This is a genomic window from Sessilibacter sp. MAH1 (assembly GCF_054658315.1).
In genome coordinates this window covers 19,299-43,892 of record NZ_BAAGIC010000006.1, presented here as the reverse complement: position 1 = coordinate 43,892, position 24,594 = coordinate 19,299, and the positions used below count along the sequence as shown (strand labels likewise).

The window sequence follows — 24,594 nt, the reverse complement described above, 5'->3', positions numbered from 1 at the left end:
GAAATAAATCATCGGCATACAAAAGAATTATTTAACAACTTATAAGACTAAATAATAAGACCATTCATCTAGTTTATATTTTATCCAAACATGATGAATCAGACCTTATCGACTTTTTATGTTGGCTGACCTTTATAAAGTTATTATAGATTGAAATTAGACCTTCGCACCGACTTAGGTAGGAACGCGATTCGACAGTACTTTATCAACCAATCCATATTCCGCAGACTGGGCAGCACTCATGAAGTTATCGCGCTCAGTATCTGTTTCAATTTTCGAAACGGATTGACCGGTATGATGAGCCATTAGTTCATTTAAACGAGAACGTATTTTCAAAATTTCTTGAGCTTGAATATGAATATCAGATGCCTGACCTTGAGCACCGCCACTAGGCTGATGAATCATGGTACGAGCATTAGGCAAACAATAGCGTTTACCTTTAGCACCTGCCGTCAATAAGAACGCTCCCATGCTGCACGCTTGCCCGATACACATTGTACTAACATCAGGTTTAATAAACTGCATGGTGTCGTAGATTGATAGTCCTGCGGTAACGGAACCTCCAGGGCTATTGATGTATAAATGGATGTCTTTGTCGGGATTTTCAGCTTCTAAAAACAAAAGCTGGGCCACAACTAAATTGGCCATATGATCTTCAACTTGACCCACAAGGAAAATAATTCTCTCTTTTAATAGTCGAGAATAAATATCGAAAGAACGCTCACCTCTCGCAGTTTGTTCAATCACCATTGGAATCAAACCGGAGTTAACGTACATGGAATTAGGATTAATAATATCGGACATATTTATACTCTAATTGCAAAACTTAGAAACAGGATACACCACAGAAAACGACCTGAAAGCCAATAAACTAGGGGCGAGCCTGCATAGCCTCAGTCGTCAGCTTAACCCGAGTTCAAAGGATATGCCAGTGAAGTATTAACGAATAATGACAAAAAACGCCACTAATTAGTGGCGTTTTAGGAAGATAGACGCACACATTTTGTTAGCTTACAAATAATGTGCGGCAAAACTTACAAAGACTGGAAATTACACAGAAGCCGGTTTAATGACGTCTTCATAATTACTTTCGACTTCAGAAATTGTCGATTTAGACAATACAAAATCAACAACCTGATCTTCTAGAACAACTGATTCGATACCGGCTAGTAATTGCTGATTACCGTAGTAATAGTTAACAACTTCTTCGGGCTCTTGATAAGTAGAGGCGATTTCATCAACCATTTCTCTAACTTTATCAGCGTCGACTTTAATTTCTTGTTGCTTAACAATTTCGCTAACAATCAAACCAAGAGAAACACGGCGTTTTGCTTGCTCTTCAAACATGGTATCTGGAAGCAAAGAACGCAAATCTAGATTCTGAGCACGTCCACCAAACTGCTGAGCTGTTTGTTGACGCAAAACATCGATCTCACCAGCAACCAAAGCTTTTGGCAACGCAACTTCATGAGCTTCGATAAGCTTATCCATCACTTGAGTCTTTAGTTTGTTTTTGCCAGCGTTCTTCAGCTCGCGCTCCATATTAGCTTTTACTTCTTCACGGAATGCGGCTTCATCTTCGACTTCTGTACCAAAAGCTTTGAAAAAGTCTGCATTAAGCTCAGGCAATTCTTGTTCGCTCACCGAATTAACAGTGATTTTGAACTCAACAGCAGCGCCTTTTAGCTCTTCTGAATGATAATCTTCTGGGAAAGTTAAAGGGATAACCTTCTCTTCGCCGGCAGATAAGCCGATGATGCCATCTTCAAAACCAGGGATCATTCGACCAGAACCCAATACTAGGTCTTGACCTTTAGCACTACCACCTTGGAATTCTTCGCTGTCTTTGGTGCCAACGAAATCAATATTTACCTTGTCTTCTGTTTGCGCAGCGCGTTCAACAGATTTCCAAGTAGCTTGTTGCTTGCGCAGAATATCGATCATTTTATCGAGATCTGCGTCAGTTACTTGCGCATTAAGCTTCTCAATTTCGAAGCCCTCAATGCTGTTTAAAGTAACTTCTGGATAAACTTCAAACGTTGCAACGTACTGAAAACCTTCACCATCTTTGATTTCAAGAGGTTCGATCGAAGGCTGTCCAGCTGGTTTAATTTCGTTTTCTTGAACGGCTTTCGGGAAAGTTTGGTTAATTAAGTCGCCCATAACTTCTTGACGAACACCCAAACCAAAGCGTTGCTTAACAACTTTTAGAGGAACCTTACCTTTACGAAACCCGTTTAGACGTATGGTTTTAGCGGCTTCAGCAAGTCGCTTTTCAACTTCGCCATCAAACTGCTCTGCGGGAATACCCACAGTCATTTTACGCTCTAATCCTTCGGTGGTTTCGATTGAGACCTGCATGTTGATCCTCTAGCTATATAAACTTAATACCCTGTATCGCCAGCTACGACGTATGTCATGCACGATAAGGAAAAAGGAGAAAAGTGGTTTTCAAAATATGAAAAAGCGCAAGCTGACGGAATCAACCTGCGCATAAAATTCAATGTGGTGCGGACGGAGAGACTCGAACTCTCACACCTCGCGGCACCAGAACCTAAACCTGGCGTGTCTACCAATTTCACCACGTCCGCATTGAAAAAGCTTTTTCCTAAGCTTGGAAGAACTTTACCTAAGTTTTTGATTTTATTCAATAAAATCTTTTTTCTTAAGTGCTCTACCGGAAAAGCGGAGCGCATTGTGCCATAGGATTTTCAGGTCAGCAACACAAAAATTAAAAATTACATTAAATTTGTAGATTTTCTTAAAAACTGCACTAAGGGCAATCAAAAAGAATATTTTTTACTCGAAAAATTAGTAACTTACGGGCATTACGAGGCTCTGGACATAGTACAAATACACCCCTTAAAACCAACATTTCGTATTCGATAAGGCTGCATAGCATAGATGTAGTACCCATCACCAACTGACAAAACCTTTACCTGACCCGCAACAGCAACTTCCAACTCCCCTTCGAAGACTAATCCAGCGATGTCTTTCGTTGAACGAAGCATATCTTCACCGGTATCACTACCTGGCGGATAAAATTGCCAAAAAAGAGAAACCGTGCGTCGTTTGTCATTACCGACTAAGCGCGCTTGAATAAATCCATCCCCCTGATCGGGTAATTCGGAGGACGAATAAAAGGGATTATGTGAAGAATGCAGATCTAAACTGAAAAAATCCGCTAAGGAAATTGGCACGCCATCGAGCACTTTTTTAAGGGAGGACACCGAAGGACTGATACGCCCCTGCTCCATTTGCGAAATTGCACTGTTAGCGACACCGGCACGACGGGCCAGCTCTCGCTGTGACCAACCGTTGAGCTTACGCAACCATAGTATGCGTTCTCCGATCTCAAGCACGCACCACTCCAATTCGGTAAAGGCATCTTGCAATACCTAGATGATTTCTAACCATCTATCTAAGACAAAAGCCTCTAGATAAATTTTCGAACTAAACGAACCGATAATGTACCGAGAAAATAATTTCTTACTAAAGATAAATAGTTAATAAGAGATTTATAATTTAAACAGAAAATGCAATAAGCAAAGAGATAAGCAACTCACCAGGCGGGATGCATCTGATACGCAATAATTTTGCGACAGCAACGACATTGAATTCTTAACTGAACAATACAAAAGACAGCTTTGTAATCTGGCTCTTCGCCTTCCTTTTAATTACCAGAAGTTTTTGTGTTTTACGTTGATGATATAAATTCTGGGGGTGGTATAACTTTCTTGGTTTACATTTTTACATCACAATGTCGGATCAACTTCTTAGCATTAACAGTTATGATTCAGCGTATATATTTTGTTCTTTGTGATGAGATGCTTGCGTCCAGCGCCACTTTACCCATGGAAATGCTCAATGCTGGAGAAAGCATTGCACGCTCGAAAAATCGAAGATCAGCACGGCTAGAAATACAAACAATTGCTCAGGATGCAACCCCCATTAAAACCCGTGCGGGCATACCATTAACGCCAAACACAGTATTCGACGCACAGCCAGAAGCCAACATTATCTTTCTACCTGCCCTCTGGCGGAATCCACGATTACGTTTACGAGAAAACCCTTCTATCTATTCTTGGTTAACGCAACAAGTACAAAATGGCGCCATTGTAAGTGCAGTCGGAACCGGGGTGTGCTTCTTGGCGGAATCCGGCCTACTTGATGGTAAAGCGGCCACGACTCATTGGCATTACTTCGATCAATTCCAAAAGTACTATCCACGAGTCGATTTAAAACGCCAGTATTTCATTACCCAATCAGGAAACCTATTCTGCGCCGCCAGCGTAAACGCCCTCGCTGATCTAACCGTGCATTTTATTCAAAGAATCTACAACCAAGAAATTGCCAATCATGTTGAGCGCCATTTTTCCCATGAAATTCGTAGATCGTATGAAGAACGCGGCTATTTCGATGGCAAGATAAATCAACATCCCGATGAGGATATTGTGCAAGCACAAATGTGGTTACACGATAACTATGGAAAAGATATTCGACTCAGTGAAGTGGCAGAGCGATTTGAAATGAGCGTAAGATCATTTAATCGTCGATTTAAAATCGCCACCAACAAATCACCCTTACAGTACTTGCAGGAAATCAGAATCACGGTCGCCAAAGATTTACTTCAAACCAGTAATCTCACCATTCACGAAATTGCCTATAAAGTTGGCTATTCCGATATGGGTCACTTTGTGGGTTTATTTAAAAAGCTACTTGCTACCACACCCAGCGAATACAGAACCACCGTACGTGCCAAATTATTCAGTGCCGATCAGCACTCGTAATTTGCGCACTATTTTTTTGTCAGTACAACAACATCCGCCGCAACAAATTCAAGCTCAGCTCGCCAAAAGTTGGCGATCCACTGCAATGTCTTTTCGTGAAAATAGGTGATGTGAGTGGGATCATTTTTGTAATGCCACGACTTAAATCGTTCAAGATCCAACCAACGCTTGGTCATAATCACCAAAAAACCACCCACTTTCAAAGTATTAAACAGTGTATCTAGTATTAACGCTGGATCAGCCAAGTGCTCTACGACTTCTGTGGTTACAATAAAATCAAACCTATTATCCAAAATCGTATTATTTGGATAATAAAATTTATCGAAAAGATCGACGGTGTGCCCATACTCAGAAAGGATTTTGGCCAGCATTGGTGCCGGACCACAGCCAAAATCTAAGCCGTAAGACTTTTGCTGTAAGCGGCCAAGAAGTGGCTCCGCTGCGCGGGTAAGAAATTGACGATAGCCGACATCGGTTAATGAATTTTCGTGTTTATCGTATTCTTCTCGCTCTTGATTGTCCGTCAAATGGAATTTTTTCGGCACATGAACCAGGCTACAACTCGCACAAATAAAGTAACTCCGCCGCTTATCTTGATGAAATAACGAGCAAACCGCGCCACATAATGGGCAAATCTGAACCAACATTTAATCTTTCTCTTCGCCTTGACTGCCTTAGTGAACCCATTTTGGATGTTAACACCGCACCAGTATTGATAAGACGATTATCAATTTCGTCATAATTTCAACCAGTTACGATTATGGAGAATGAAATCTCGCTTCTGCGTTACCGATAGTTCGAACTCGATTAGAGTCTCCTATACTGAACAAAACCATTTATCAGAAAAATTTGACCAGTAATGCCCTGTTCAGCGTAAACTTTCTAAACTAATGAGTGTGATCTTGTTATCACTTTACAGCCCTACCTTGATCATTTGCGGTAGTGATTTACGATTTTCACGGTTGAATTGAGGAAACGATTTTGAACAATCACCAAACACAATCCAAACGTTCATTGTTTCTTACGCTTATCGTCACAGCTGTTTTCACATTGTCATCATTAGAAGGACACTCAGCGCTGAGTCCATCCTTTGAAGCGGATCGCCTGTTGATTGAAGCTGAAGATTTAATCAGTCAGAGTCAATTTTCGAAGGCAAAAGAATCTTTATCCCGCTCGCTCTCTTTAAGAACTGATCCACCACCACGATTTTATTTCTTGCAAGGACGTGTTTACGCTGCTCTAAACGAACCTCATAAAGCATTATCATCTTACGAATCTTACATAGAGCACGCAGGACGAAGCGCACCGGAGTATTTTGAAACCTTACGATTAATCACCAAACTGCGCGAGCAAACGCAGGGGCCCTCAAAAACAGTAGCCGACGATAGTCTTAAAGCCAGCACCGCAAAGATTAAATGGTCAAACGATCTCGATGTTGTGGACGATTATTATCAGTATCTGGAATTTTTGTATCAAACAGACGACACCGTAAAAGCCGTTACACAGCACATCAATAATCTTCTCGAATTTTACGGCTACGGTGAAACCTCAGTAGTTGCCTCAAATAAGCTCGAAGGAGCTCATCGCCACAAAATTAGCGTAAAGCTGCCTGATACTGTCATAACAACAACTCAGAATTTGGCAAACACCAAAAGATTAACCACAAATCAGCGATTTTCTGTGTACGGAGTTGATCCATATTTGCGTTATGAGTGTGGACTCGAAAATGCCAGTTGCCAATTGCGTAACCCCACCGATGGCAGCACTTGGCTAGAAATTATCGATAATCAACCGGCAGCAGAGGAATTATCGCGCGCAATATCGTCTTTGGTACGATTATTACAAAAGCAATCTTAAGACAGATCTTGCATTTTTAAGGGATAAAATGATTCAGCTCTCTAAATAAATATTCCATCGGATTGCATGGAATGCAGAAATCATCAAAAGCATTGAACCGAACTCAGACACTTTTACGTATAATGGCGCTTTGATATCACGCAACCAAGCTAAGCATTAAAAGGCTTAGTGCTCACGACCTCGAACGTTGATAAGTTGAAAGCGCATGAAATACCAAAATACAAAAAATTTTAATCATCAACACAACGAGAAAATTGGTGTACTCATTACCAATTTAGGCACTCCAGACGCACCAACACCCTCTAAGCTAAAAACCTATTTAAAGGAATTTCTGTCTGATCCACGAGTTGTCGAAATCCCAAGGTTTATATGGTGGTTTATCTTAAATGGAATTATTTTAAACATGAGACCTAAAAAGTCGGCTCATGCTTACGCATCGGTTTGGACAGAAGAAGGCTCGCCATTGATGACCATTACTAAGGCGCAGCACCGCGCGCTCAGTGAGATGCTGGACGAGAATCTGGTGGTTGAATTTGCCATGCGCTACGGCAATCCGTCTATCACATCTGTGATTCAAAAAATGTCGGAAGCCGGTGTTAGAAAATTAGTCGTATTACCGCTCTACCCTCAATACTGCGCCGCCACTACTGCATCAACCTTTGATGCCATCGCGCAAGATTTTACCCAACGCCGCTGGCTACCGGAACTGCGCTTTATTACACATTACCATGATCATCCTTTGTACATAAAAGCCTGCGCAGAAAAAATTAAAAAACATTGGCAGATACACGAACGAGCCGAAAAAATCGTTTTTTCGTATCATGGTGTGCCTAAACGTTATTTGGATAATGGCGATCCTTATTTTTGTGAATGCCATAAAACCACCCGACTCATTGCCCAAGCGCTAAATCTCCAAGACGGTGACTATCTAACAACGTTCCAATCCCGATTTGGTAGAGAAGAATGGTTGCAGCCTTATACCGATGAAACCATGAAGTCGTTGCCATCCAAAGGTACCAAATCTGTTCAAGTATTTTGTCCGGGATTTTCCGCTGACTGTCTGGAAACCATCGAAGAAATTAACGTTGAAAATAAAGGCTATTTTATTGCCAACGGCGGTGAGCGCTTTGAATACATAACGGCATTAAATGATGAACCCGAGCATATTCAAGCACTGGCTCAAATTGTTAATGACAACCTTAAGGGTTGGTCGATTGCAAACGAAGATCGACAACAGCAAAGCCAACGAGCAAAAGTACTCGGTGCAACGTTTTAATACTCAGATTTTCATCAAAAGGTAAATAATGCCATGAGCACAAACACAAAAGCTTTATTGGTTATGGCGCATGGCAGCCGCGCGCAAAAAGCTAACGATGAATTTAAAACCATTGTTAACCAATTATTTGAGTATGTAAGCAGCTACAAAATCGTAGAACCTATTTTCTTAGAACTTTGCGATCCTTCTATGCTGGATGCTGTGAAGGTGCTTTATGAAAACGGCATTGAAAATATAGATATCTACCCGATGTTTTTTAATCAAGGAAAGCACGTTGGCGTAGATATTCCCGCACAAATACAAGAATGCTTAACGGCTTACCCAAATTGCACGATTACGCAATTAGACTACTTTGGATCGAACAGCGAATTTGCGAAAATAATGGCCAAACACATCGAGTCACAGGGTTAATTACGCCTTATTTGGTAAATAATGGCTAAGAATTAATTGACGTTAATCATTAATCTAAAAGAATAGTAACCCGCATACATTCGCTTTTTTTGAATGTATGCGAAAAGCCACTTAAGGAATCTTTGATTAATTTTTCGATTATTAGATCAGAGATTTAATAGAAGAGTAGGAAACGAAACAGCGATTTTTAATTTTTTCACGATTTCAATCACTTACGCATCTAGAAATTGACGGCACATCCTTGTACCACAAGAAACTCTAGATGAATCAGGGTTTCCTTAAAGCATGTCTTTGTAGAGATTCGACATTTCCAAACTTATTGGATTTTCAAATCCGGGAACGCGGATGCTTGTGGTGGTCATTTCAATCTTATCTTCTTCAATAACACCTTCACCAAACTGATAAATTACCTGTAAATCTCCGGCTAAAGCGCTTTGATCGTATTCGTTTGCGCGTGTTACGGTAGCGTCTAGCTTAGAAAAATACTGATCTAAAACGTCAGAACCCCAGCGCTTTTCGAGCATTTGCAGAGTTTTTTCTGGCGATACTAAAATACCAGTAGCGTTGGCGCCCCCAAAACCTTTCGAGTTGATAAAAGCCAAATCAAGATTATGTTCGACTTTAATGTCATCCAAGAAAATATTTAAATGACTTCGTGCAACGTCGTCGGCAATATTATCCGCTGTGCGAATTCCGGGCAGAACTTTATATTTAAACATACCCAAAGCCGCATTCACTTGATCACCGCTGGCAGGCGCCAAGGAATGACCCAAAAACGCTTTAATGGCAATGGTTGGCCAATTTTCTATGCCGAACGTCTTAGCGACTTCGTCAAATAAAACAGATTCAGTTTCTCTATTCTTAGGTGTGCTAGATCCGTGAGCCAATAAAATACTCGACTGAACTGACTCCTTGCCAAACATAGATTGAGCACTGGCCACAGCCCGTGCCATAGTCAAATAGTTACCGGCGCCGGGAGCAGAAATAGACTTTTTATAACCGTCTGAATTTAAGAATACCCCGGCAACAGAACCGTGAATTTGCGCACCCAGCTCAAGAGCTAATTCGTCATCCATTAACACCGTAAATTGGCTAGATTCAGCAATCGTAAAACCGCAGTTATCAGAAAATGGACGACTGGAGCGACTATGGTCAACCTCATCAACATTGTATAAACGCTTTTGAGCGTCTTCAGTTGCTAAAGCACCCATGGTTGCGTAACCGTCGATAATTTCACTGGTTACCGGCGCTTCACAACCACCAACAATTACCACACGCTTACGACCGCTACGAATTTCTTCTATAGCAGTGTTCATATTATACAAAAAGCTTGCGCAAGCCCCGGTAATAGAAGCCGAACTACCCACGCTACCAATAACATAGGCGTTGATAAAATCGGTAGTCATTGAGTTGAGGCCCAAAATTAAATTTTTGGTCGACACGCGCGAGCCAAGTAATCGAGACTGCAACATTCCGCCTGCGCCGTGCTCGTCAAGCTGCGCCATAATATTACTGGCATAAACACCGATTTCATCGGGAGAAACTGCTTTCAAAATATCTTGCCAATCTATGCCCACCGAACGAATGGCGTCAGACGCACCCAACACCGCCATTTGCAACGCACGAGGGTGAAAGTGGGAATTATAATGGCTGGAGATATCGAATCCTTTTGGCAACTGCCCCGCAGATTTAACCGGAAAATCGCGATAGCTATCGACTTTAATGTTGCTCAAAGAACTGACGGCGATGGTGGTAGTTTTGCCGTCTTCGGCAATAATTTCCCAACCTTCGGGTAATGGCTCTGGTAAATCGCGAGTACGGACTTTAAATTCGATCGCTTCACCAGTTGCCGAATCTAAAGTGGTTTTTTTGTGCCATTTGACGTTATCAACATCGAAATACACGTCTTTATCAATACGACGAATTAAAGTGTTCGCGAGTACATCTGTCTCTAATAACCCAACGGTTTGCTCTAACGACAAACCCGATTGTTCACCAACGATGTAACCATTTTCGCTTTTTTTGGCATAACCCATTAACACAGCTAAACCAGCAATTGTCTTGTTGCGCTCTGTCGAATCGATACTATCGATTACTAAACGTTTATAACCGTGATGAAAAGATGTACGACCAGCGGCGTTATAGCCGCCAAAACCAACAATTACAGGTAAACGTGCAGACAAAGTCATGGTAATTCCAAAGAAGGTCAGAGCTAGATCAATTATAGCGTGCAGTCTAGTGCGCCAAGAAAGGATACTAAACGGGTTTTATGGTCATAAATATTGGCATTTCAGCCAAAACATGCACCATTTGGATTACTTCGCAGAATCACGAATAATAAATAACCACTTCGAATAATCAATCTTCAAAAAAGCGCAATATCTTGTCACGTTCCCACATGGCATCTTGGTAACCAAGATCCATCAGAGTTTTCGTGAATTTATTAGAAAATAAAAGATAACTGGCCAAACCGGCTCCACCACCTTTTGCGGTAGCGCCAGACGATGCCAAGATTGCTTTCAAAGGTTTAGGAAGATAACGGACATGACGACCGGCGATTCGATCTACGTCTTTGGTGGGAGAAATTGAAATCGATTCTATTTTTCGGGCTTTAGGATGACCCACCCTAAGCGGCGCTGGAATCAAATTAATTAAGTCGTTGACGTGCTCTAAATGCTCTAGATCGGCATCCATAGAATCCAAAAAAGCGGAATCTAACAAATGCCCAAACATTTGCCCCATAGAAGGAGAATGTTTAGCCATGTGCCGTTTGTTCCAGTGTTCAGGATTTCGGCTATCGCTCACACCCACAATGAATATTTTATCGGCGCCTAATTGCAACGCGGTACTCAATGGCGATAACTGTCGAACAGCACCATCGCCGTAATATTCATCATTAATTTTTACGCTTGGAAAAACTCCGGGAATCGCAGAAGACGCCAAAAGGTGATCAATGGATAGTTCCGTAGACAACCCTAAACGATTATAACGGCGCCAATTGCGAATGGATGAATGTCCCTGAAAGAAACTAATGGATTCACCGGTACTGTAGGCCATAGCAGTTACAGCAACAGCGTGAAGTTTTCCAGATTCAATAGAAGGTTTTAGGTTTGAAAAATTAATATGACTTTGCAGCAGAGTTTTCAGCGGGGAATTGTCGAGTAAGGCTATGGAGTCAGACTTAGCGATACCCTGATTAAAAAACGCTCCGGTAAGACGTTTTACGCCCAAAGCAATATCTTTCCAGCCAGCTTTTACGACATTTTCAACGTGTAGGTTATCCCAAATAGTCACCAAATCAGCAATGGCGTTATCGAAGGTACTTAAATGCGATGCCAAGGCCAGCGCATTAATTGCTCCAGCAGATGTACCGCAAATAATGGGAAAAGGAGAAGTTTCAGACTTGCCAATAATGTCATTAACGGCATTTAACACACCAACCTGATAGGCGGCTCTAGCACCACCACCAGATAAAACTAACGCTCGGGACATTCAATCACTTTTAATGGTTAATTAATGAGGACTTTTAGAAGCCCCTGATTAACTCTTCCTGAATTTAATCAGAAGGCAAAAATTGCTAATGAGCCTAACGAAAAAGGCCCGTTAAGCAAAGAAAAAACTGGAAAAGAAAATAACTGAATACTTATAAATTTCGAAAATAAAACCGGTTATTCGTTACTCGAATTTTTAAGTTTTCGAAGCAGTAACACCAATAATCCAGTGAGAGCAGCAATTATTAAAATCAACAGTAAAAACAGTACGCAAATTAGAAAAAAATTACGTATGGCGTAAGCCGGTACTCCCCACCCCCACACAGCCAGTCCTAGAAAAGACGCTAGAGCGAACACACCAACAAGTGTTGTTGTTGTACGTTTGAACTTACGCTTAAAAATAAACAAATATCACCTACTTTACATATCACGAATAATGAGTGTGCTTAGAATGCGTCTTCACGGGACCATTCACATTGCACTTGCATATCCCCAGAGCCCGGCGTGTGAAAATCGCCACTGGTCTCCCACGTAAAAGTATGGCTGCCAGAGAGCACAGTTTCCAGATGAACCTTTGCAGAAACCCAATACATTTTAGAAAGCAGCTGCTCAAATTGCGCAATCCAACTTTGCCATTCGTATTCAATACCGCGATAAGATGCGCCAAAATGAAAAACTTCGTTATTAACGGTGTCTAATTCTGGTGATGGCTGTGGTAACGAAAACATCTCCCGAGCCAAAAACTGCCACTCATCCTGCGAAGGCAGCTCCAACATCGCCTTGCGATTTATTTCTCGTCGCTCGGCGTCCAAGCGCTTGGAGTCGATAATACATCCGTAAACTAAAGATTCGAATTCCACCCAATATTCTCTCGTTGATAATCGTTAGAGGATTGTAGATTTGCTTAAAATTCACCCAAAACGTTACATAATCAAAGGTTAAAAAATCCACCAACCCTTACTACTTAACCGTTTTTCACAACGTTGCAACTGCGTCGTATATCGACTAGCACGATCAGCAACTTTACGAGCCGTTGCTTTTAGCCAATCTTTACTCGCATAGGTCTTACGGTTAAAACCGCCATGCCCTTCGTGATACGCCAAATACAAACCGTAAGTATTAGAGAGATTAATATTACTGAGTTTTTGGCTTTGTTTGTTGTACTGACCGACAAAATCGATGGCATCATCAAAATCGTGTCGGTCTGCACCCGACCGACCCGATGATTTTTTGTACCATTTCCAAGTATCGTCTTTTACTTGGGCGTAGCCATAGGCATCACTGGGCCTAGCACCGGGAAAAATCCACAAGAACTTTTTCCGCTTTGGCCGAGCCTTGGCAACAAAGCCTGACTCCTGATACATAATTGCCATCATTGTTGGTATGGACGAACCCCAGCGCTTTTCAGCCTTTTTGGCATCGTCATACCAACCGCGCTTCTCATCAAAAATATCGCAGATGTTTTCGGTATGTTTAGGCGGTGATGAAGTACACGCAGCAAGTGCAATGCACAAGGTAACCACCGCAAAAACTCTAATCGTGATAAATAAGTTGCTTAATTTTCGATACACCCGCAGCTCTCAGATTGATTTAGTCCATTTAATAATTTACATCGCCTAAATGAGCCCTTGAACTCAATAATGTTATTACACCAAAAGCGTAAGAGATTTTAAACGTTTATACCAAAACCACGCAAAAGATCGACAAAGGCCTGTTCATCAATAACCTCAACACCTAGCTCCTGAGCCTTGGTTAATTTTGATCCTGCACCGGGACCGGCAACAACGCATTGGGTCTTTTTAGAAACACTGCCCGCTACCTTAGCACCGAGTTCTTGCAAAAAGGCCTTGGCTTCATCGCGACTAAAACGCTCAAGTGTTCCGGTGACCACATAGGTTTGACCGGCAAGGGGCAACTCTGCCACCTCTTTAACGGCTAGGTTTTCCCAACTAACACCGGCTTCTTTTAATGCCTCGACGAGTTGTTGGTGCTCGGCTCGACAAAACCATTCGTGAATAAAGTGCGCTACCACAGGACCAACATCGTTGATGGTTTGCAATTGTTCAGTATCCGCTGCGGCAATAGCCTCTAAGCTACCCAGTGATTGCGCTAGAGTTCTAGCGGTAGCCTCACCCACCTCCCGAATACCCAGTGCGTAGATAAACCGGGGTAACGTAGTTTGCTTACTGTTTTCGATACCATCCAACAGATTCTGAGCAGATTTTTGCCCCATTCGCTCAAGGTTAGAAACGGCTTCCAGATCCAATGAGTACAAATCCACCACCGAATCAATCAGTTGCTCATCTACGAGTTGCTCAACCAACTTGTCGCCCAGGCCTTCAATATCCATAGCTTTACGCGATGCATAGTGTTTAATAGCCTCTTTGCGCTGAGCCTGGCAGGTTAAGCCACCGGTGCAACGCGCTACCGCCTCTCCGGCTACGGTTTCTACCGGTGAACCGCACACAGGACAATCGTCTGGAAAGACAATTTCGCGGGCATCTTCTGGGCGGCGTTCTAGTACCACCGAGACCACCTGTGGAATTACATCACCAGCGCGACGAATAACAACACTGTCGCCAACACGAACACCTAAGCGTTCGATTTCATCACGATTATGCAAGGTTGCATTTGAAACAGTAACACCACCGACAAAAACCGGTTCTAAACGCGCAACCGGTGTCACAGCACCTGTGCGCCCTACTTGAAATTCAACATCAACCAGCTTGGTAACCTGCTCTTGGGCGGGAAACTTATAAGCAATCGCCCAGCGTGGCGCACGTGAGACAAACCCCAACTCCCGCTGTAGCTCTAGATCGTTCACTTTAAAAACAATACCGTCGATATCGTACGCAAGGCCGTCACGCAGCTCACCCAGTTTTTGGTGATAGCTCAGACATTCTTCAATCGATTTCGCCGTAGCCATGTGCTTATTGATTTTGAAACCCCAACCATTGAGCTGCTGCAAAACCTCGGTATGCGTGGTCGCCATATCGCCGCCCTCCACTAAACCTACGCTGTAAGCGCACAGCTCCAGAGGACGTTTCGCGGTAATACGGCTATCAAGCATACGTAAACTACCGGCAGCGGCATTACGTGGATTCACAAACACCTTGCTACCGTCCAGCCGTGCTTGTTGGTTGAGTTTTTCAAAGCCATCTTTAGGCATATAGATTTCGCCTCGAACCTCTAAAACCTCGGGATAACCGTTACCGCGCAGCTTTAAGGGAACGGTTCCGATGGTGCGAACGTTCTGAGTAATGTCTTCACCATTTTGACCATCGCCACGAGTTGCACCACGCTCTAGCACACCATTTCGATAAATCAGGCTGATGGCCAAACCATCCAGTTTGGGTTCACAGGCGTATTCGATATCGACGTTCGATTTCAAACGATCTTTTACGCGCTTATCAAAGTCTCTTAAGTCTTCGTCTGAAAACGCGTTATCCAAAGACAACATGGGCACCTGATGTTGCACGGTCTCAAATGCCGATAAAGGAATCGCACCGACTCTTTGTGTGGGCGAATCGGGAGTAATCAGTTCGGGATGATCGGCCTCTATGGCTTTGAGCTCTTGAAACAGTCGATCGTACTCGGCGTCTGGAACCTTGGGATCGTCAAGAACGAAATAGGCATAGTCGTGATGCTCTACTTGTTTGCGTAGAGACGAAATTTTTTGCTGGAGTTCAATTAAAGAATCAGACATTGACTTAAATACTTAGAGATTCGTGAAAATTAAGACTGCAAATGTAAAAAAGCCCGCAAGGTTTAATGATTTACTTGCAGGCTCAATATCACTTAACGTTATGGCTCAGTGTGGGTGTGTTAGCCGCTTGCGTTCGTAATCACGTATACGCTGGCGATAATGCTCGACCGTTTGCTGGGTTAAGACACTGCGATTTTCGTCTTTTAACTCACCACCCCAATAATTTGCAAGGTTCTTCGCGGTGTTATAGAGCAAATCGAAGGCATCCATACTTTTGTCGGAACAGGGTAACGCCAGAAAGAAACTCACGCCCGGCGTATAAAATCGATCCATTTCTTGGATGTTAAACGTACCTGGCATAACGATGTTAGCCATGCTAAAAATAATTGGTTGCCTGCCCTCAATATCGCGGTGGCGATGGAAAATATTCATTTCACCAAAGCGCATCCCTTCTTCGATACAAGCATCCAGAATCGCACCGCCAGAAAAATACTCGCCGCTTGGCGCCATAATATTAATGACCAAGACTTCTTCGGGCTCTTCGTAATGATGTTCGATTTCATCTAGCTCGGGCTCGGCATCGACTGAATGCTCGACGTCCGTTTGAGCTTGAGGTTCATCAAGCTGGTTTGAACCACTAACCGTAAATGACGTGTTCGATCGCAAAGATTCTTCTGGTTCTGCTCGCAGTTGTGGTTCGTTCTCCGGAACCTCTAGATCATCGATGTTACCCAACGTAGGCTCTTTCTGTTTTTGCGCCTGATCCGGTTCAACAACCGAGTCCATTAGCATAGGCACAGACTCATCCAGATTTAATGTAACCTGTTCGGGAATACGATATCCCTTGGTGGTTTTACTGGCACTGTAGGATTCTTTTACGACACGATTCAGTTGCTCGGCAGAAACCTCATCGCGTTGGGCGACAACTCGTGCGCCACCACTTGGGAGTTCGCTGCCATAGCGTTCCAAATCGGCTTTATTACCGCCAACCTGAACATTTGCAGATACTTTAATTGAGCCGCGTTTGGCGTGTCGCATTCGGCGAACTCCGTCCAAAATTACGGCTAAAATAGCCAAACCAATGATTACGGTAAGCCACTCACGTGCGGCGAATTCCATAAATTAAACTGCCTCTGACAAACACCAAAACACCTGGTGTGAGTAATGTGTATTCTTATGCAAGCTCGATAAACCGTGTTTAGCTCGCCGCCAATTCTGCTGCTTCTTCGACATCCACCGAAACCAGTCGCGAAACGCCGGGTTCGTGCATGGTAACGCCGAGAAGGTTCTGCGCCATTTCCATCGCCCCTTTATTATGGGTGATGTAAATAAATTGAACCTGTGAACTCATTTCTTCAACCATACGTGCGTAACGACCCACGTTAGCGTCGTCAAGCGGCGCATCAACCTCATCGAGCATACAAAACGGCGCCGGATTCAAACGGAAAATCGAAAAGACCAATGCAATTGCCGTAAGTGCTTTTTCACCACCGGAGAGCAAATGAATGGTGCTGTTTCGTTTGCCCGGAGGGCGCGCCATGATGGCGATCCCGGTATCTAACAAATCATCACCGGTGAGCTCCAGATAAGCATGGCCGCCGCCAAAAACTTTTGGAAATAGCTCTTGCAGTCCAGAGTTAACTTGATCGAAGGTTTCTTTAAATCGAGTTCGGGTTTCCCTGTCAATTTTGCGGATTGCATTTTCCAGCATTTCTAGTGCGTCACGCAAATCGGCATCTTGGCGATCTAAATAATTTTTACGTTCTGATTCGGTTTTATATTCATCAATCGCCGCCAGGTTGATCGCACCTAGGCGTGAAATTTTCGACTCTAAACCTTCGATTTCGCTAACCAAAGAATCTTCGGTAATGTCATCGGCGAGCTCGGCGAGGGTTTGTTCTAACTCATAACTCTCGGCTTTTAACTGTTCGAGTGCAGATTCACGCTTGGTCTCTAACTCACGAGCAGACAAACGCGCCTTTTCAAGTACCCCGCGAACCTGAGCAAGAGTTTGCTCGACCTTACCGCGAGACTGTTCTAACTCACGCAGTTGATGTTCAACCTCTTGCACCGCGGTTCTTGCTGCGGTTAATTCGGCTTCAACCGACATGCGTTTTTGCAACAGAGCTTCCAACTCAGACTTCTGCTCTTCTGCCGGATCTTGCGTATTTTCGATATTTTCAAGCAGCGACTCACGACGCTCCTTGGCTCGTAAGTGCAATTGCTCGGTTCGACTCAAAGAAGACCGAATTGAATCTAGTTGAGTTTTTAAAGATTGATACTGCATCGCTAACTGGTGCGACTTATCTTTATTTTCTCGCGCCTTAACTCGTGCGTCTTCCAATGCTTGGCGAATTCGATCGCGTTCAGCCATTAAGGATTCACGCTGACTGGAATCGTTTTCCATCGCCTCAATAGCGTCTTCTAAAATGGCTCTCGCTTCGGATAGATTTTTGCTCTCTTGATGTTGTTGGGTTAGTGCTTCATTGATTTCTTGATCAACACGTTGACGGCGCACCAAAATCTGTTCGATTTGAACTTGTTGAGCGCTAAGCTGCGCTGCAAGCTCACTGCGTTGACGGTTATGAGTATCGGCTTCACGGCGGACGTCTTCACGCTTACGCTCAAGATCCTTAACTGCGCCCAAAGCATCCTCAAGTTGACTTGAGATATCTTCGGCAACCTCTTGATTCTCATGAAGATCTTCAGAAAGCAACTCAAGCTCTTGCTGACGCGCTAAAACGCCAGCACCAGCGTCATGTTCACGCTTAACACGAACCCAATTTGAGCCAATCCAAATACCATCACGGGTAATAATCGATTGACCGTGGCTCAATCCGGCTCGTCGTGTCAGTGCATCGGTAAGAGTTTCGGCCACCTGTACACCAGCAAGTAAAGATGGCAAGGCGTCTGATCCAGAAACATATTTCAACAAATCGAGATCGGCACTGGCGCTATGTTGACCCGATGCTTTTCCGTCAACCAAAAATAAGTTGCCATCGTTGAAGGCTTCAAGACTGCTGGCAAATTCATCAAAAGCGTCGGTAGCGACGGCTTGTAAATTGGCCCCTAAAACGGTTTCCACCGCCAAATTCCAGCCATCGGTTACTTGGATTTTTTCGGCAAGCTTTGGCGCTGATCTTAAATTGTGAGTTTCAAGCCACTCATCAACCGCAGCACTAGATTGACTTAACGCGGCCTGCTGAAGTGCTTCTAACGAAGCCAAGCGTCCTTTTTGGGTTTGAATAAGCGCGCGTACATCATCGAGCTTATTGCGTAAGCTTTCTACGTCGGCCCGCTTAGATTGCAATTGATCGCTAAACTGCTCAGATTGCTCGGCATACTCCTCGCCGATTAATTCCATTTCGGCGATTTTTTCGCGCAGAATTTCTAAGTTCTCTTCACCTTCAACCGCAGACAAACCGGATTTTTCTTCGCGCAGTCGTTCGATACGTTGATTCAATCGGGTTTGAACTTGCTCTAGATGCTGAATGCGAGACTGTTGCACCTCGGCCTGCTGACGGGGCGCCGCAGACGTTTGGTTGAATTCATCCCAACGTGTTTGCCAGGCGCGCATTTGCTCTTCTGATTCGGCCAATGTTTCGCTTGAAACCTCTTCGGTTTCAGCAAGCAGTTCCATTTCAGGCTCAACTCCCATCAACTCAACTTGCAACAGTTCAGATCGCTCACGATCACTTTCTAGATGCTCTTTAGTTTCGTTGAATTCCTGCTCGGCCTGCTGCAAATCAGCTTTCAGCTGACGAGAACGCTCTTCGGTATGGTGAATACTTTGTTCGATTCGCGCGATATCGTTGCCCAACGAGTAGAAACGACCTTGTACTTCGTTAAAGGTCTCGCCCACTTCGGTATGGTTTTGACGGTAGCGCTCAATTTGGGTATCGGTACTGACTTGATCGGTTACAAAGCTTTCCACTTTGAGTTCAAGCTCGGTAATTTCTCCGGATTTCAACTGAGCTTGTTGATCTAGCTCTTTATAGCGCAGCGCTTGTAGCCAAGCCTTAGATTGACGCTCCAGCTTTTTGTACTCGGTGTATTTTTCCGCAGCCTGAGCTTGACGCTCCAAGCGTGACAGCTGTCGCTCTAGCTCTTCGCGTAAGTCTGTCAAACGCTCAAGGTTTTCCATGGTGCGTCGCATACGATTTTCGGTATCGCGACGGCGCTCTTTGTACTTAGAAATACCAGCAGCTTCTTCAATAAAAACACGCAGATCTTCTGGTTTTGCCTCAATAAGCTTTGAGATCATGCCCTGTTCGATGATTGCGTAACTGCGCGGCCCAAGACCGGTACCTAAGAATAAATCGGTGATGTCACGGCGGCGACAGCGATTACCGTTAAGGTAGTAGTTGTTTTGACCATCACGGGTAACCTTTCGGCGCACAGAAATTTCGTTATAACTGGCGAACTCACCAATGATGGTGCCGTCGCTGTTATCAAAAACCAATTCGATACTGGCTTGACCAATAGGTTTGCGATTGCCCGATCCGTTAAAAATAACATCCGTCATCGACTCGCCACGAAGGTTTTTCGCCGAAGACTCACCCATTACCCAACGAACGGCATCGATGATATTTGATTTACCACAACCGTTTGGCCCCACAACCGCACACAAATTACTCGGAAAATAAACGGTGGTTGGATCAACAAAGGATTTAAAACCAGCAAGCTTAATGCACTTGAGCCGCATAATTAGGTTATTTCACTCTTTAATAGTCTGGTAATCGGCCTGAGTATTCAGACAAATTCTACATATTCGTTCACAAACGACAGCACAACGCATAAGACGCGCTTAATAAAGTGATTGATCGTTCTAAAAAATCATTTCAATTCAATCATTTGACTGCGTTTTTGGGTGGGCTTTTATACCCGTATAAAAAGCGTCTGTCGAAGGTTTAGGTGACGATTTTATGACTTTTTACTCATTTACTTTCATTTTAGTCAATTTCGAATTTATGAGACAAAATTCTGACATTTTTTATGATCGATCAAACTAGCACAAAAGTATTATACGATCAGATGGTAACCAACAAGAGCTTATTACAGCTCTAAACAAAACAACCACTGCCCTAACATTTGAGCACACCCAAAAATCAAAAAGCTCAGCGGCAACAGAATCACCACTGAGCTTTTACGATATAAACTTGGGTAAATCAGTTAACTGGATTCTGAATTAGCAAATCAAAACCTTGGCTCAATTGATCTTGAGTTACCGGCCCAATCGCCCCCTGCCAATCACCAGCTTTTGCGATTGGGCTACCGTCAGGACTGACTCTGGCAACCAACTCTAGCTGATCAACCGATCGCAAATTCATGTTTGGCACCATAGACATAGATTCGTCTAGAGTGATTTGGGTTGGTAAATCAGAAACCTTAATACGTTGAATGGCTAAGGGTACTTTAGGACCATTCCAAGCACGCGCGTACACAAAAACGGTTTGCTCTGGCTCAGATGGCACCCCTTCTGACAGAGCTACATTCAAGACGACTTTCAACGGCTCAGCATCAGTAGTCGCAGAATCAGTAGTTGCAGGCGTGGTTTCGGCAACTTCTTGTCCGGACTCAACCAACAACTCGCGAGCGCGATTGATACCGGCTTGCAAGGTTGCAACATCGGGATCATTGCCTAAGAAATTTATCGCACGTGTCCATTGATCAATAGCCTCTTGGAAACGACTATTTTGCATTGCTGCAATGCCCGACATACTCAGTGCCAATGTGTTATCGGGATCTATCGCAAGAGCGCGATTCACCAAACTTTCAATCTCGGGAATCATTCGATTGCCAGAGGCAAAAAACACGGTTTGAGCAAACTCCGCCATGATGCGAGAATCTTTTGGTCGCTTAATCAATATAGCTTGATACGCAGAAATGGCCGATCGAAAATCACCTAACTCGGCGTAATTACGCGCAAGCATATAGCGGTTTTTAAGATTATCAGGATCTTTTTCGAGCAAGTCTTTTAACTTCTCAACAACATCCTGAGTAACCTTAGGATTGGCATCTCGATTTGCACGAAACGCCTCAATAAGTTCGTTTTCTTGGGCTTTCATCAGCTGCGAAAGCTCAACGTTGTCGAATTCGCCACGGGACAAATAAAAACTCAGTGCCAGCGCAGGCACCAGCACTAGAGAGATGATCAAGACCGGTTTACTCAAACCGCGTTTAGAAACAATTTCACTGGTTGTGAAATTATCTTCTAGCAAAGAAAGATCAAGCTCAGCTTTTAGCTGCTTAAACACCGCCTCTTCTATTTCGCCATTTTTAAAACTTTGCTCAAGCTCGGCCAAATGAGACTTATAAAGAACGACGTTCTCACCTTCTCGATTGTATTCGTTCGCTAGATTTCTACCTCGGCTGCGTAATAACGGCCAAGCAACAAAAACAGCAGCAAGAACAGCCAATACCGCGACGGCTAACCAAAAATTTAACATTAGTCTTTTCCATTGAATTCTGGGTTATTAAGCATCGCTTGCAAACGGGCTTGTTCTTGATCAGAGATTTCGGTGTTTGTCTCGACGACCTCTGTGGTTTTGCGGCGTTTGACAATCATCGCCAAAACACTCACACCAATTAACAACAAAACAGCCGGGCCAAACCAAAGAATGTAAGTCTTACCTTGTAACTTAGGCTTGTACAATACGTACTCACCATAACGCGCAACCATGTATTCTTTAATTTCAGGGCCGGTTTTACCCTCTTTTAATAAGCGATAAACCTCTGCACGCAAATCCTTAGCGATCTGAGAATCCGAACCAATAAGATTTTGGTTCTGACATTTAGGACAGCGCAATTCGCTGGCCAAACTTTGATAGAGCTTTTCTTGCTCAACAGAATCAAACTCGTAAATTTCAACCACCGCGTATACCGAGTTGGCGAACAACACAGCCAAGAGCAGTAACGCCGTACCCAAAATACGAGCTAAATAGCTACGAACAAATTCCATATTAAAATACCAAGTCACCGATACTGTAGGGTTCACCTTGGACTCCTTTTGTTAACAAAATTCAACCACCTAAACACCGTAACTAACACTATCGAACTGCTTCCAATCTATATTATGAGCAACAGCTAACCGTAATCGGTAATATCAGTCTCACCATGTGCCTAGTAGCTCTAACTTCTCGATAAGCCCCTATTATAGAAGCGACACCGTTTTACCATCAAACCTATAACCAACACCATCGTAAAAAAATTAAAACTACCGTCTTTAATAAAAAATCAGAAAATGGCATTAAGGTATAAATTGAATATCAATTACAGATATCGCCCTATAAATGCTTGAAAAAGATTTTCCTCATGCATTTGCCATGATGTTAATTTTTCGAATTATAACAAGGATGGCATCAAACTCCACCGAGACCGATGATATCAGTAAAAGCTGACGACAACTTGAACAAGGCGAAGAAAATACCAACAGACATTATATTTAAATGATTTTTCTAGAATTTTTTGTTGACTCGGATTTTTTTATCAGTAATATACGCGGCTCCTGACGAGGGGTGGTTAGCTCAGTCGGGAGAGCGACGGCCTTACAAGCCGTAGGTCACAGGTTCGACCCCTGTACCACCCACCATTTACCAAAGAACTACCTGGTAAATGAGTTCAGTATGCGGACCGGTAGTTCAGTTGGTTAGAATGCCGGCCTGTCACGCCGGAGGTCGCGGGTTCGAGCCCCGTCCGGTCCGCCACTTAATTCTAAAAAAAGCCTCATTTATTGAGGCTTTTTTTATGTCTGCGAAAACAGACAGAATTAATTAGAAGAATTTTCAGCTGTGCAAATTAAGCTGTTCAATCACTTCAACAGTTTTCAAAAAATTCCCATTTAATATCTTCGAACAATAAATACATCAAAGTCATTACTTCAGTACATTGATTGTATTTTTAGTATTGAAAAACGAACCCCCAATGAGAATCCGTTAGTAATTATTTTATCCAATGTTTTCTTGCAATTTCTGAATCGTATTTAAAATTTCCACTCGGAGTTTTGCTACTTTAATCCATTTAGGCCAAACTGTTGTTACGCCAGCCATTTAAATCGTCTTGCTTGTGTTCACAAAGCTTTACACTTACGTAATTTTCTAACCCTTCCAAATGGCCTTTGTTATGGGCCCATAATTGAATACTTGGTTGTGTATTTTGCCAATCTTGCAAATTACCGTAGTAGGAGTAAACAAAACCCTCTTTATTAGGAGCACTATGGCTATGCGAGCTTGTTTGTCGGCCTTTGGGCAGCGCACTAAGAATTCGGTAGGGAACCCATCGAGAAGAGTTTTATTTTCGTTAAATCCATTCATATACCAATCATTAACGGCTATTTGACACGCTTATATTTCTATTAAATGTCTCCGGGTATTACAGAATAACATTTTGCCGCTACCGATTTGCCATGTAATACCAGCTTATTACGAAAAGTACCTTCGTATACACCAAGTTTTGAAGCTACCGTATTACTAGCGGTATTTTCAGGATGCACGTGAATTTCTATTCGATAAATATCCAATTTTGAAAACGCGTAATCAATTGCTAAACGACAAGCTGTTGTGCACACACCTTTACCGGCTGTTGATTTACGAATCCAATATCCTAAATTCGCTATTTTATGTTGTTTGACTATTTGATTAAATCCAACCGAACCTAGTATTGCTCTAGTGTTGTTATCTTCAATAATAAATCTGTAGTCAGTATCGTTTTCCCATACTGTCAGTGCCGAGTTACACCAATCTTGAGCGTCAGAGAAGGAATAGTTTTCTGTACACCAAGGCAACCAACGAGATACATGATCTACAGATTCAATGACCGCCTAATAAAACTGAGTAGCATCTGTTGATTTATACTTTCTTATAGATATATTCATAATTAATCCAAAAGCTTCGCAGCAAAAAAAGCAATTACTTTTGTAGCATTAAGATGCAATTTAAAATAGCTTTCGCGTTAATGCTAAAAGAGAAAACTCTGATTATTCTAAAGCCTCCTATCACAGAGGAATACGTCGCAAAACTCAATTACTGTTCTTCGATTAAATCAAAGAACAGCAAATTAGAGTTC

At 43.0% G+C, this 24,594-nt stretch carries 17 protein-coding genes, 3 tRNA genes and 1 pseudogene; 6 read left to right on the top strand and 15 right to left on the bottom strand.

What is annotated here, in order from left to right:
* Window positions 1-174 precede the first annotated feature (174 nt).
* The 4 genes from clpP to ACYQ28_RS07880 form a co-directional block, all read right to left on the bottom strand.
* Window positions 175-804 (bottom strand): ATP-dependent Clp endopeptidase proteolytic subunit ClpP, encoded by a 630-nt coding sequence (gene clpP, locus ACYQ28_RS07895; protein WP_460049447.1) that lies wholly within the window; start codon window positions 802-804, stop codon window positions 175-177.
* Window positions 805-1,050: 246 nt separating this feature from the next.
* Window positions 1,051-2,361 carry a trigger factor gene (gene tig, locus ACYQ28_RS07890; protein WP_460049448.1) on the bottom strand — a complete coding sequence of 437 codons (1,311 nt, stop codon included), beginning with the start codon at window positions 2,359-2,361 and terminating at the stop codon, window positions 1,051-1,053.
* Between the two features lie 145 nt (window positions 2,362-2,506).
* Window positions 2,507-2,591: transfer RNA gene (locus ACYQ28_RS07885), tRNA-Leu, on the bottom strand.
* A 237-nt stretch (window positions 2,592-2,828) separates the two neighbouring features.
* Window positions 2,829-3,362, bottom strand: coding sequence for a helix-turn-helix domain-containing protein (locus tag ACYQ28_RS07880; protein ID WP_460049449.1), 534 nt, complete (start codon window positions 3,360-3,362; stop codon window positions 2,829-2,831).
* A 432-nt stretch (window positions 3,363-3,794) separates the two neighbouring features.
* Here ACYQ28_RS07880 and ACYQ28_RS07875 point away from each other — a divergent pair, with 432 nt between their 5' ends.
* The gene (locus tag ACYQ28_RS07875; RefSeq protein WP_460049482.1) at window positions 3,795-4,790 is read left to right on the top strand and encodes a GlxA family transcriptional regulator; all 996 of its coding nucleotides are present in this window, start codon (window positions 3,795-3,797) and stop codon (window positions 4,788-4,790) included.
* Window positions 4,791-4,798: 8 nt separating this feature from the next.
* Here ACYQ28_RS07875 and ACYQ28_RS07870 read toward each other — a convergent pair whose 3' ends face one another.
* On the bottom strand, window positions 4,799-5,317 hold the full coding sequence (locus ACYQ28_RS07870) for a class I SAM-dependent methyltransferase (protein ID WP_460049450.1): 519 nt from the start codon (window positions 5,315-5,317) through the stop codon (window positions 4,799-4,801).
* 454 nt (window positions 5,318-5,771) lie between these two features.
* Between ACYQ28_RS07870 and ACYQ28_RS07865 the strand changes: the two genes are divergently transcribed.
* The 3 genes and pseudogenes from ACYQ28_RS07865 to ACYQ28_RS07855 form a co-directional block, all read left to right on the top strand.
* Window positions 5,772-6,647 carry a tetratricopeptide repeat protein gene (locus tag ACYQ28_RS07865; RefSeq protein WP_460049451.1) on the top strand — a complete coding sequence of 292 codons (876 nt, stop codon included), beginning with the start codon at window positions 5,772-5,774 and terminating at the stop codon, window positions 6,645-6,647.
* Window positions 6,648-6,852: 205 nt separating this feature from the next.
* A complete protein-coding gene (gene hemH, locus ACYQ28_RS07860) occupies window positions 6,853-7,923 on the top strand; it encodes a ferrochelatase (RefSeq protein ID WP_460049452.1) in 1,071 nt (356 codons plus the stop codon).
* A gap of 21 nt (window positions 7,924-7,944) precedes the next feature.
* Window positions 7,945-8,334, top strand: a pseudogene (locus ACYQ28_RS07855) (sirohydrochlorin chelatase); the annotation flags it as partial.
* A 278-nt stretch (window positions 8,335-8,612) separates the two neighbouring features.
* Here ACYQ28_RS07855 and ACYQ28_RS07850 read toward each other — a convergent pair.
* From ACYQ28_RS07850 to ACYQ28_RS07810, 9 genes are all read right to left on the bottom strand, one after another.
* Complete coding sequence (locus ACYQ28_RS07850; protein ID WP_460049453.1) at window positions 8,613-10,523, bottom strand: beta-ketoacyl synthase; 1,911 nt, start codon at window positions 10,521-10,523, stop codon at window positions 8,613-8,615.
* Window positions 10,524-10,692: 169 nt separating this feature from the next.
* Window positions 10,693-11,826: a patatin-like phospholipase family protein gene (locus ACYQ28_RS07845; protein ID WP_460049454.1), complete on the bottom strand. Its 1,134-nt coding sequence runs from the start codon at window positions 11,824-11,826 to the stop codon at window positions 10,693-10,695.
* A 445-nt stretch (window positions 11,827-12,271) separates the two neighbouring features.
* On the bottom strand, window positions 12,272-12,685 hold the full coding sequence (locus tag ACYQ28_RS07840; protein WP_460049455.1) for a hypothetical protein: 414 nt from the start codon (window positions 12,683-12,685) through the stop codon (window positions 12,272-12,274).
* A 78-nt stretch (window positions 12,686-12,763) separates the two neighbouring features.
* Window positions 12,764-13,396 (bottom strand): transglycosylase SLT domain-containing protein, encoded by a 633-nt coding sequence (locus ACYQ28_RS07835; RefSeq protein ID WP_460049456.1) that lies wholly within the window; start codon window positions 13,394-13,396, stop codon window positions 12,764-12,766.
* A gap of 98 nt (window positions 13,397-13,494) precedes the next feature.
* Window positions 13,495-15,531, bottom strand: coding sequence for an NAD-dependent DNA ligase LigA (gene ligA, locus ACYQ28_RS07830; protein WP_460049457.1), 2,037 nt, complete (start codon window positions 15,529-15,531; stop codon window positions 13,495-13,497).
* A gap of 105 nt (window positions 15,532-15,636) precedes the next feature.
* The gene (zipA, locus tag ACYQ28_RS07825) at window positions 15,637-16,650 is read right to left on the bottom strand and encodes a cell division protein ZipA (protein WP_460049458.1); all 1,014 of its coding nucleotides are present in this window, start codon (window positions 16,648-16,650) and stop codon (window positions 15,637-15,639) included.
* 79 nt (window positions 16,651-16,729) lie between these two features.
* The gene (smc, locus tag ACYQ28_RS07820) at window positions 16,730-20,236 is read right to left on the bottom strand and encodes a chromosome segregation protein SMC (protein ID WP_460049459.1); all 3,507 of its coding nucleotides are present in this window, start codon (window positions 20,234-20,236) and stop codon (window positions 16,730-16,732) included.
* A gap of 463 nt (window positions 20,237-20,699) precedes the next feature.
* Window positions 20,700-21,980, bottom strand: coding sequence for a c-type cytochrome biogenesis protein CcmI (gene ccmI, locus ACYQ28_RS07815; RefSeq protein WP_460049460.1), 1,281 nt, complete (start codon window positions 21,978-21,980; stop codon window positions 20,700-20,702).
* Entirely contained in the window at window positions 21,980-22,528 is a 549-nt protein-coding gene (locus tag ACYQ28_RS07810) for a cytochrome c-type biogenesis protein (protein WP_460049461.1), read from the bottom strand. Before ACYQ28_RS07810 ends, ccmI begins: the two co-directional genes overlap by 1 nt.
* A gap of 518 nt (window positions 22,529-23,046) precedes the next feature.
* Here ACYQ28_RS07810 and ACYQ28_RS07805 point away from each other — a divergent pair.
* Window positions 23,047-23,122 (top strand) — tRNA-Val (locus tag ACYQ28_RS07805).
* Between the two features lie 38 nt (window positions 23,123-23,160).
* A tRNA-Asp gene (locus ACYQ28_RS07800) sits at window positions 23,161-23,237 on the top strand.
* A gap of 647 nt (window positions 23,238-23,884) precedes the next feature.
* Here the strand turns inward: ACYQ28_RS07800 and ACYQ28_RS07795 are convergent.
* Window positions 23,885-24,343, bottom strand: a complete 459-nt coding sequence (locus ACYQ28_RS07795) for a GNAT family N-acetyltransferase (RefSeq protein ID WP_460049483.1) — start codon at window positions 24,341-24,343, stop codon at window positions 23,885-23,887.
* Window positions 24,344-24,594 lie beyond the last annotated feature (251 nt).

What these genes read in the sequence shown, in the direction of transcription:
- smc (WP_460049459.1), bottom strand. Translation starts at nt 20,236, where the DNA reads ATGCGGCTCAAGTGCATTAAGCTTGCTGGTTTTAAATCCTTTGTTGAT.
- hemH (WP_460049452.1), top strand. Translation starts at nt 6,853, where the DNA reads ATGAAATACCAAAATACAAAAAATTTTAATCATCAACACAACGAGAAA.
- ligA (WP_460049457.1), bottom strand. Translation starts at nt 15,531, where the DNA reads ATGTCTGATTCTTTAATTGAACTCCAGCAAAAAATTTCGTCTCTACGC.
- ccmI (WP_460049460.1), bottom strand. Translation starts at nt 21,980, where the DNA reads ATGTTAAATTTTTGGTTAGCCGTCGCGGTATTGGCTGTTCTTGCTGCT.
- clpP (WP_460049447.1), bottom strand. Translation starts at nt 804, where the DNA reads ATGTCCGATATTATTAATCCTAATTCCATGTACGTTAACTCCGGTTTG.
- ACYQ28_RS07850 (WP_460049453.1), bottom strand. Translation starts at nt 10,523, where the DNA reads ATGACTTTGTCTGCACGTTTACCTGTAATTGTTGGTTTTGGCGGCTAT.
- tig (WP_460049448.1), bottom strand. Translation starts at nt 2,361, where the DNA reads ATGCAGGTCTCAATCGAAACCACCGAAGGATTAGAGCGTAAAATGACT.
- zipA (WP_460049458.1), bottom strand. Translation starts at nt 16,650, where the DNA reads ATGGAATTCGCCGCACGTGAGTGGCTTACCGTAATCATTGGTTTGGCT.
- ACYQ28_RS07845 (WP_460049454.1), bottom strand. Translation starts at nt 11,826, where the DNA reads ATGTCCCGAGCGTTAGTTTTATCTGGTGGTGGTGCTAGAGCCGCCTAT.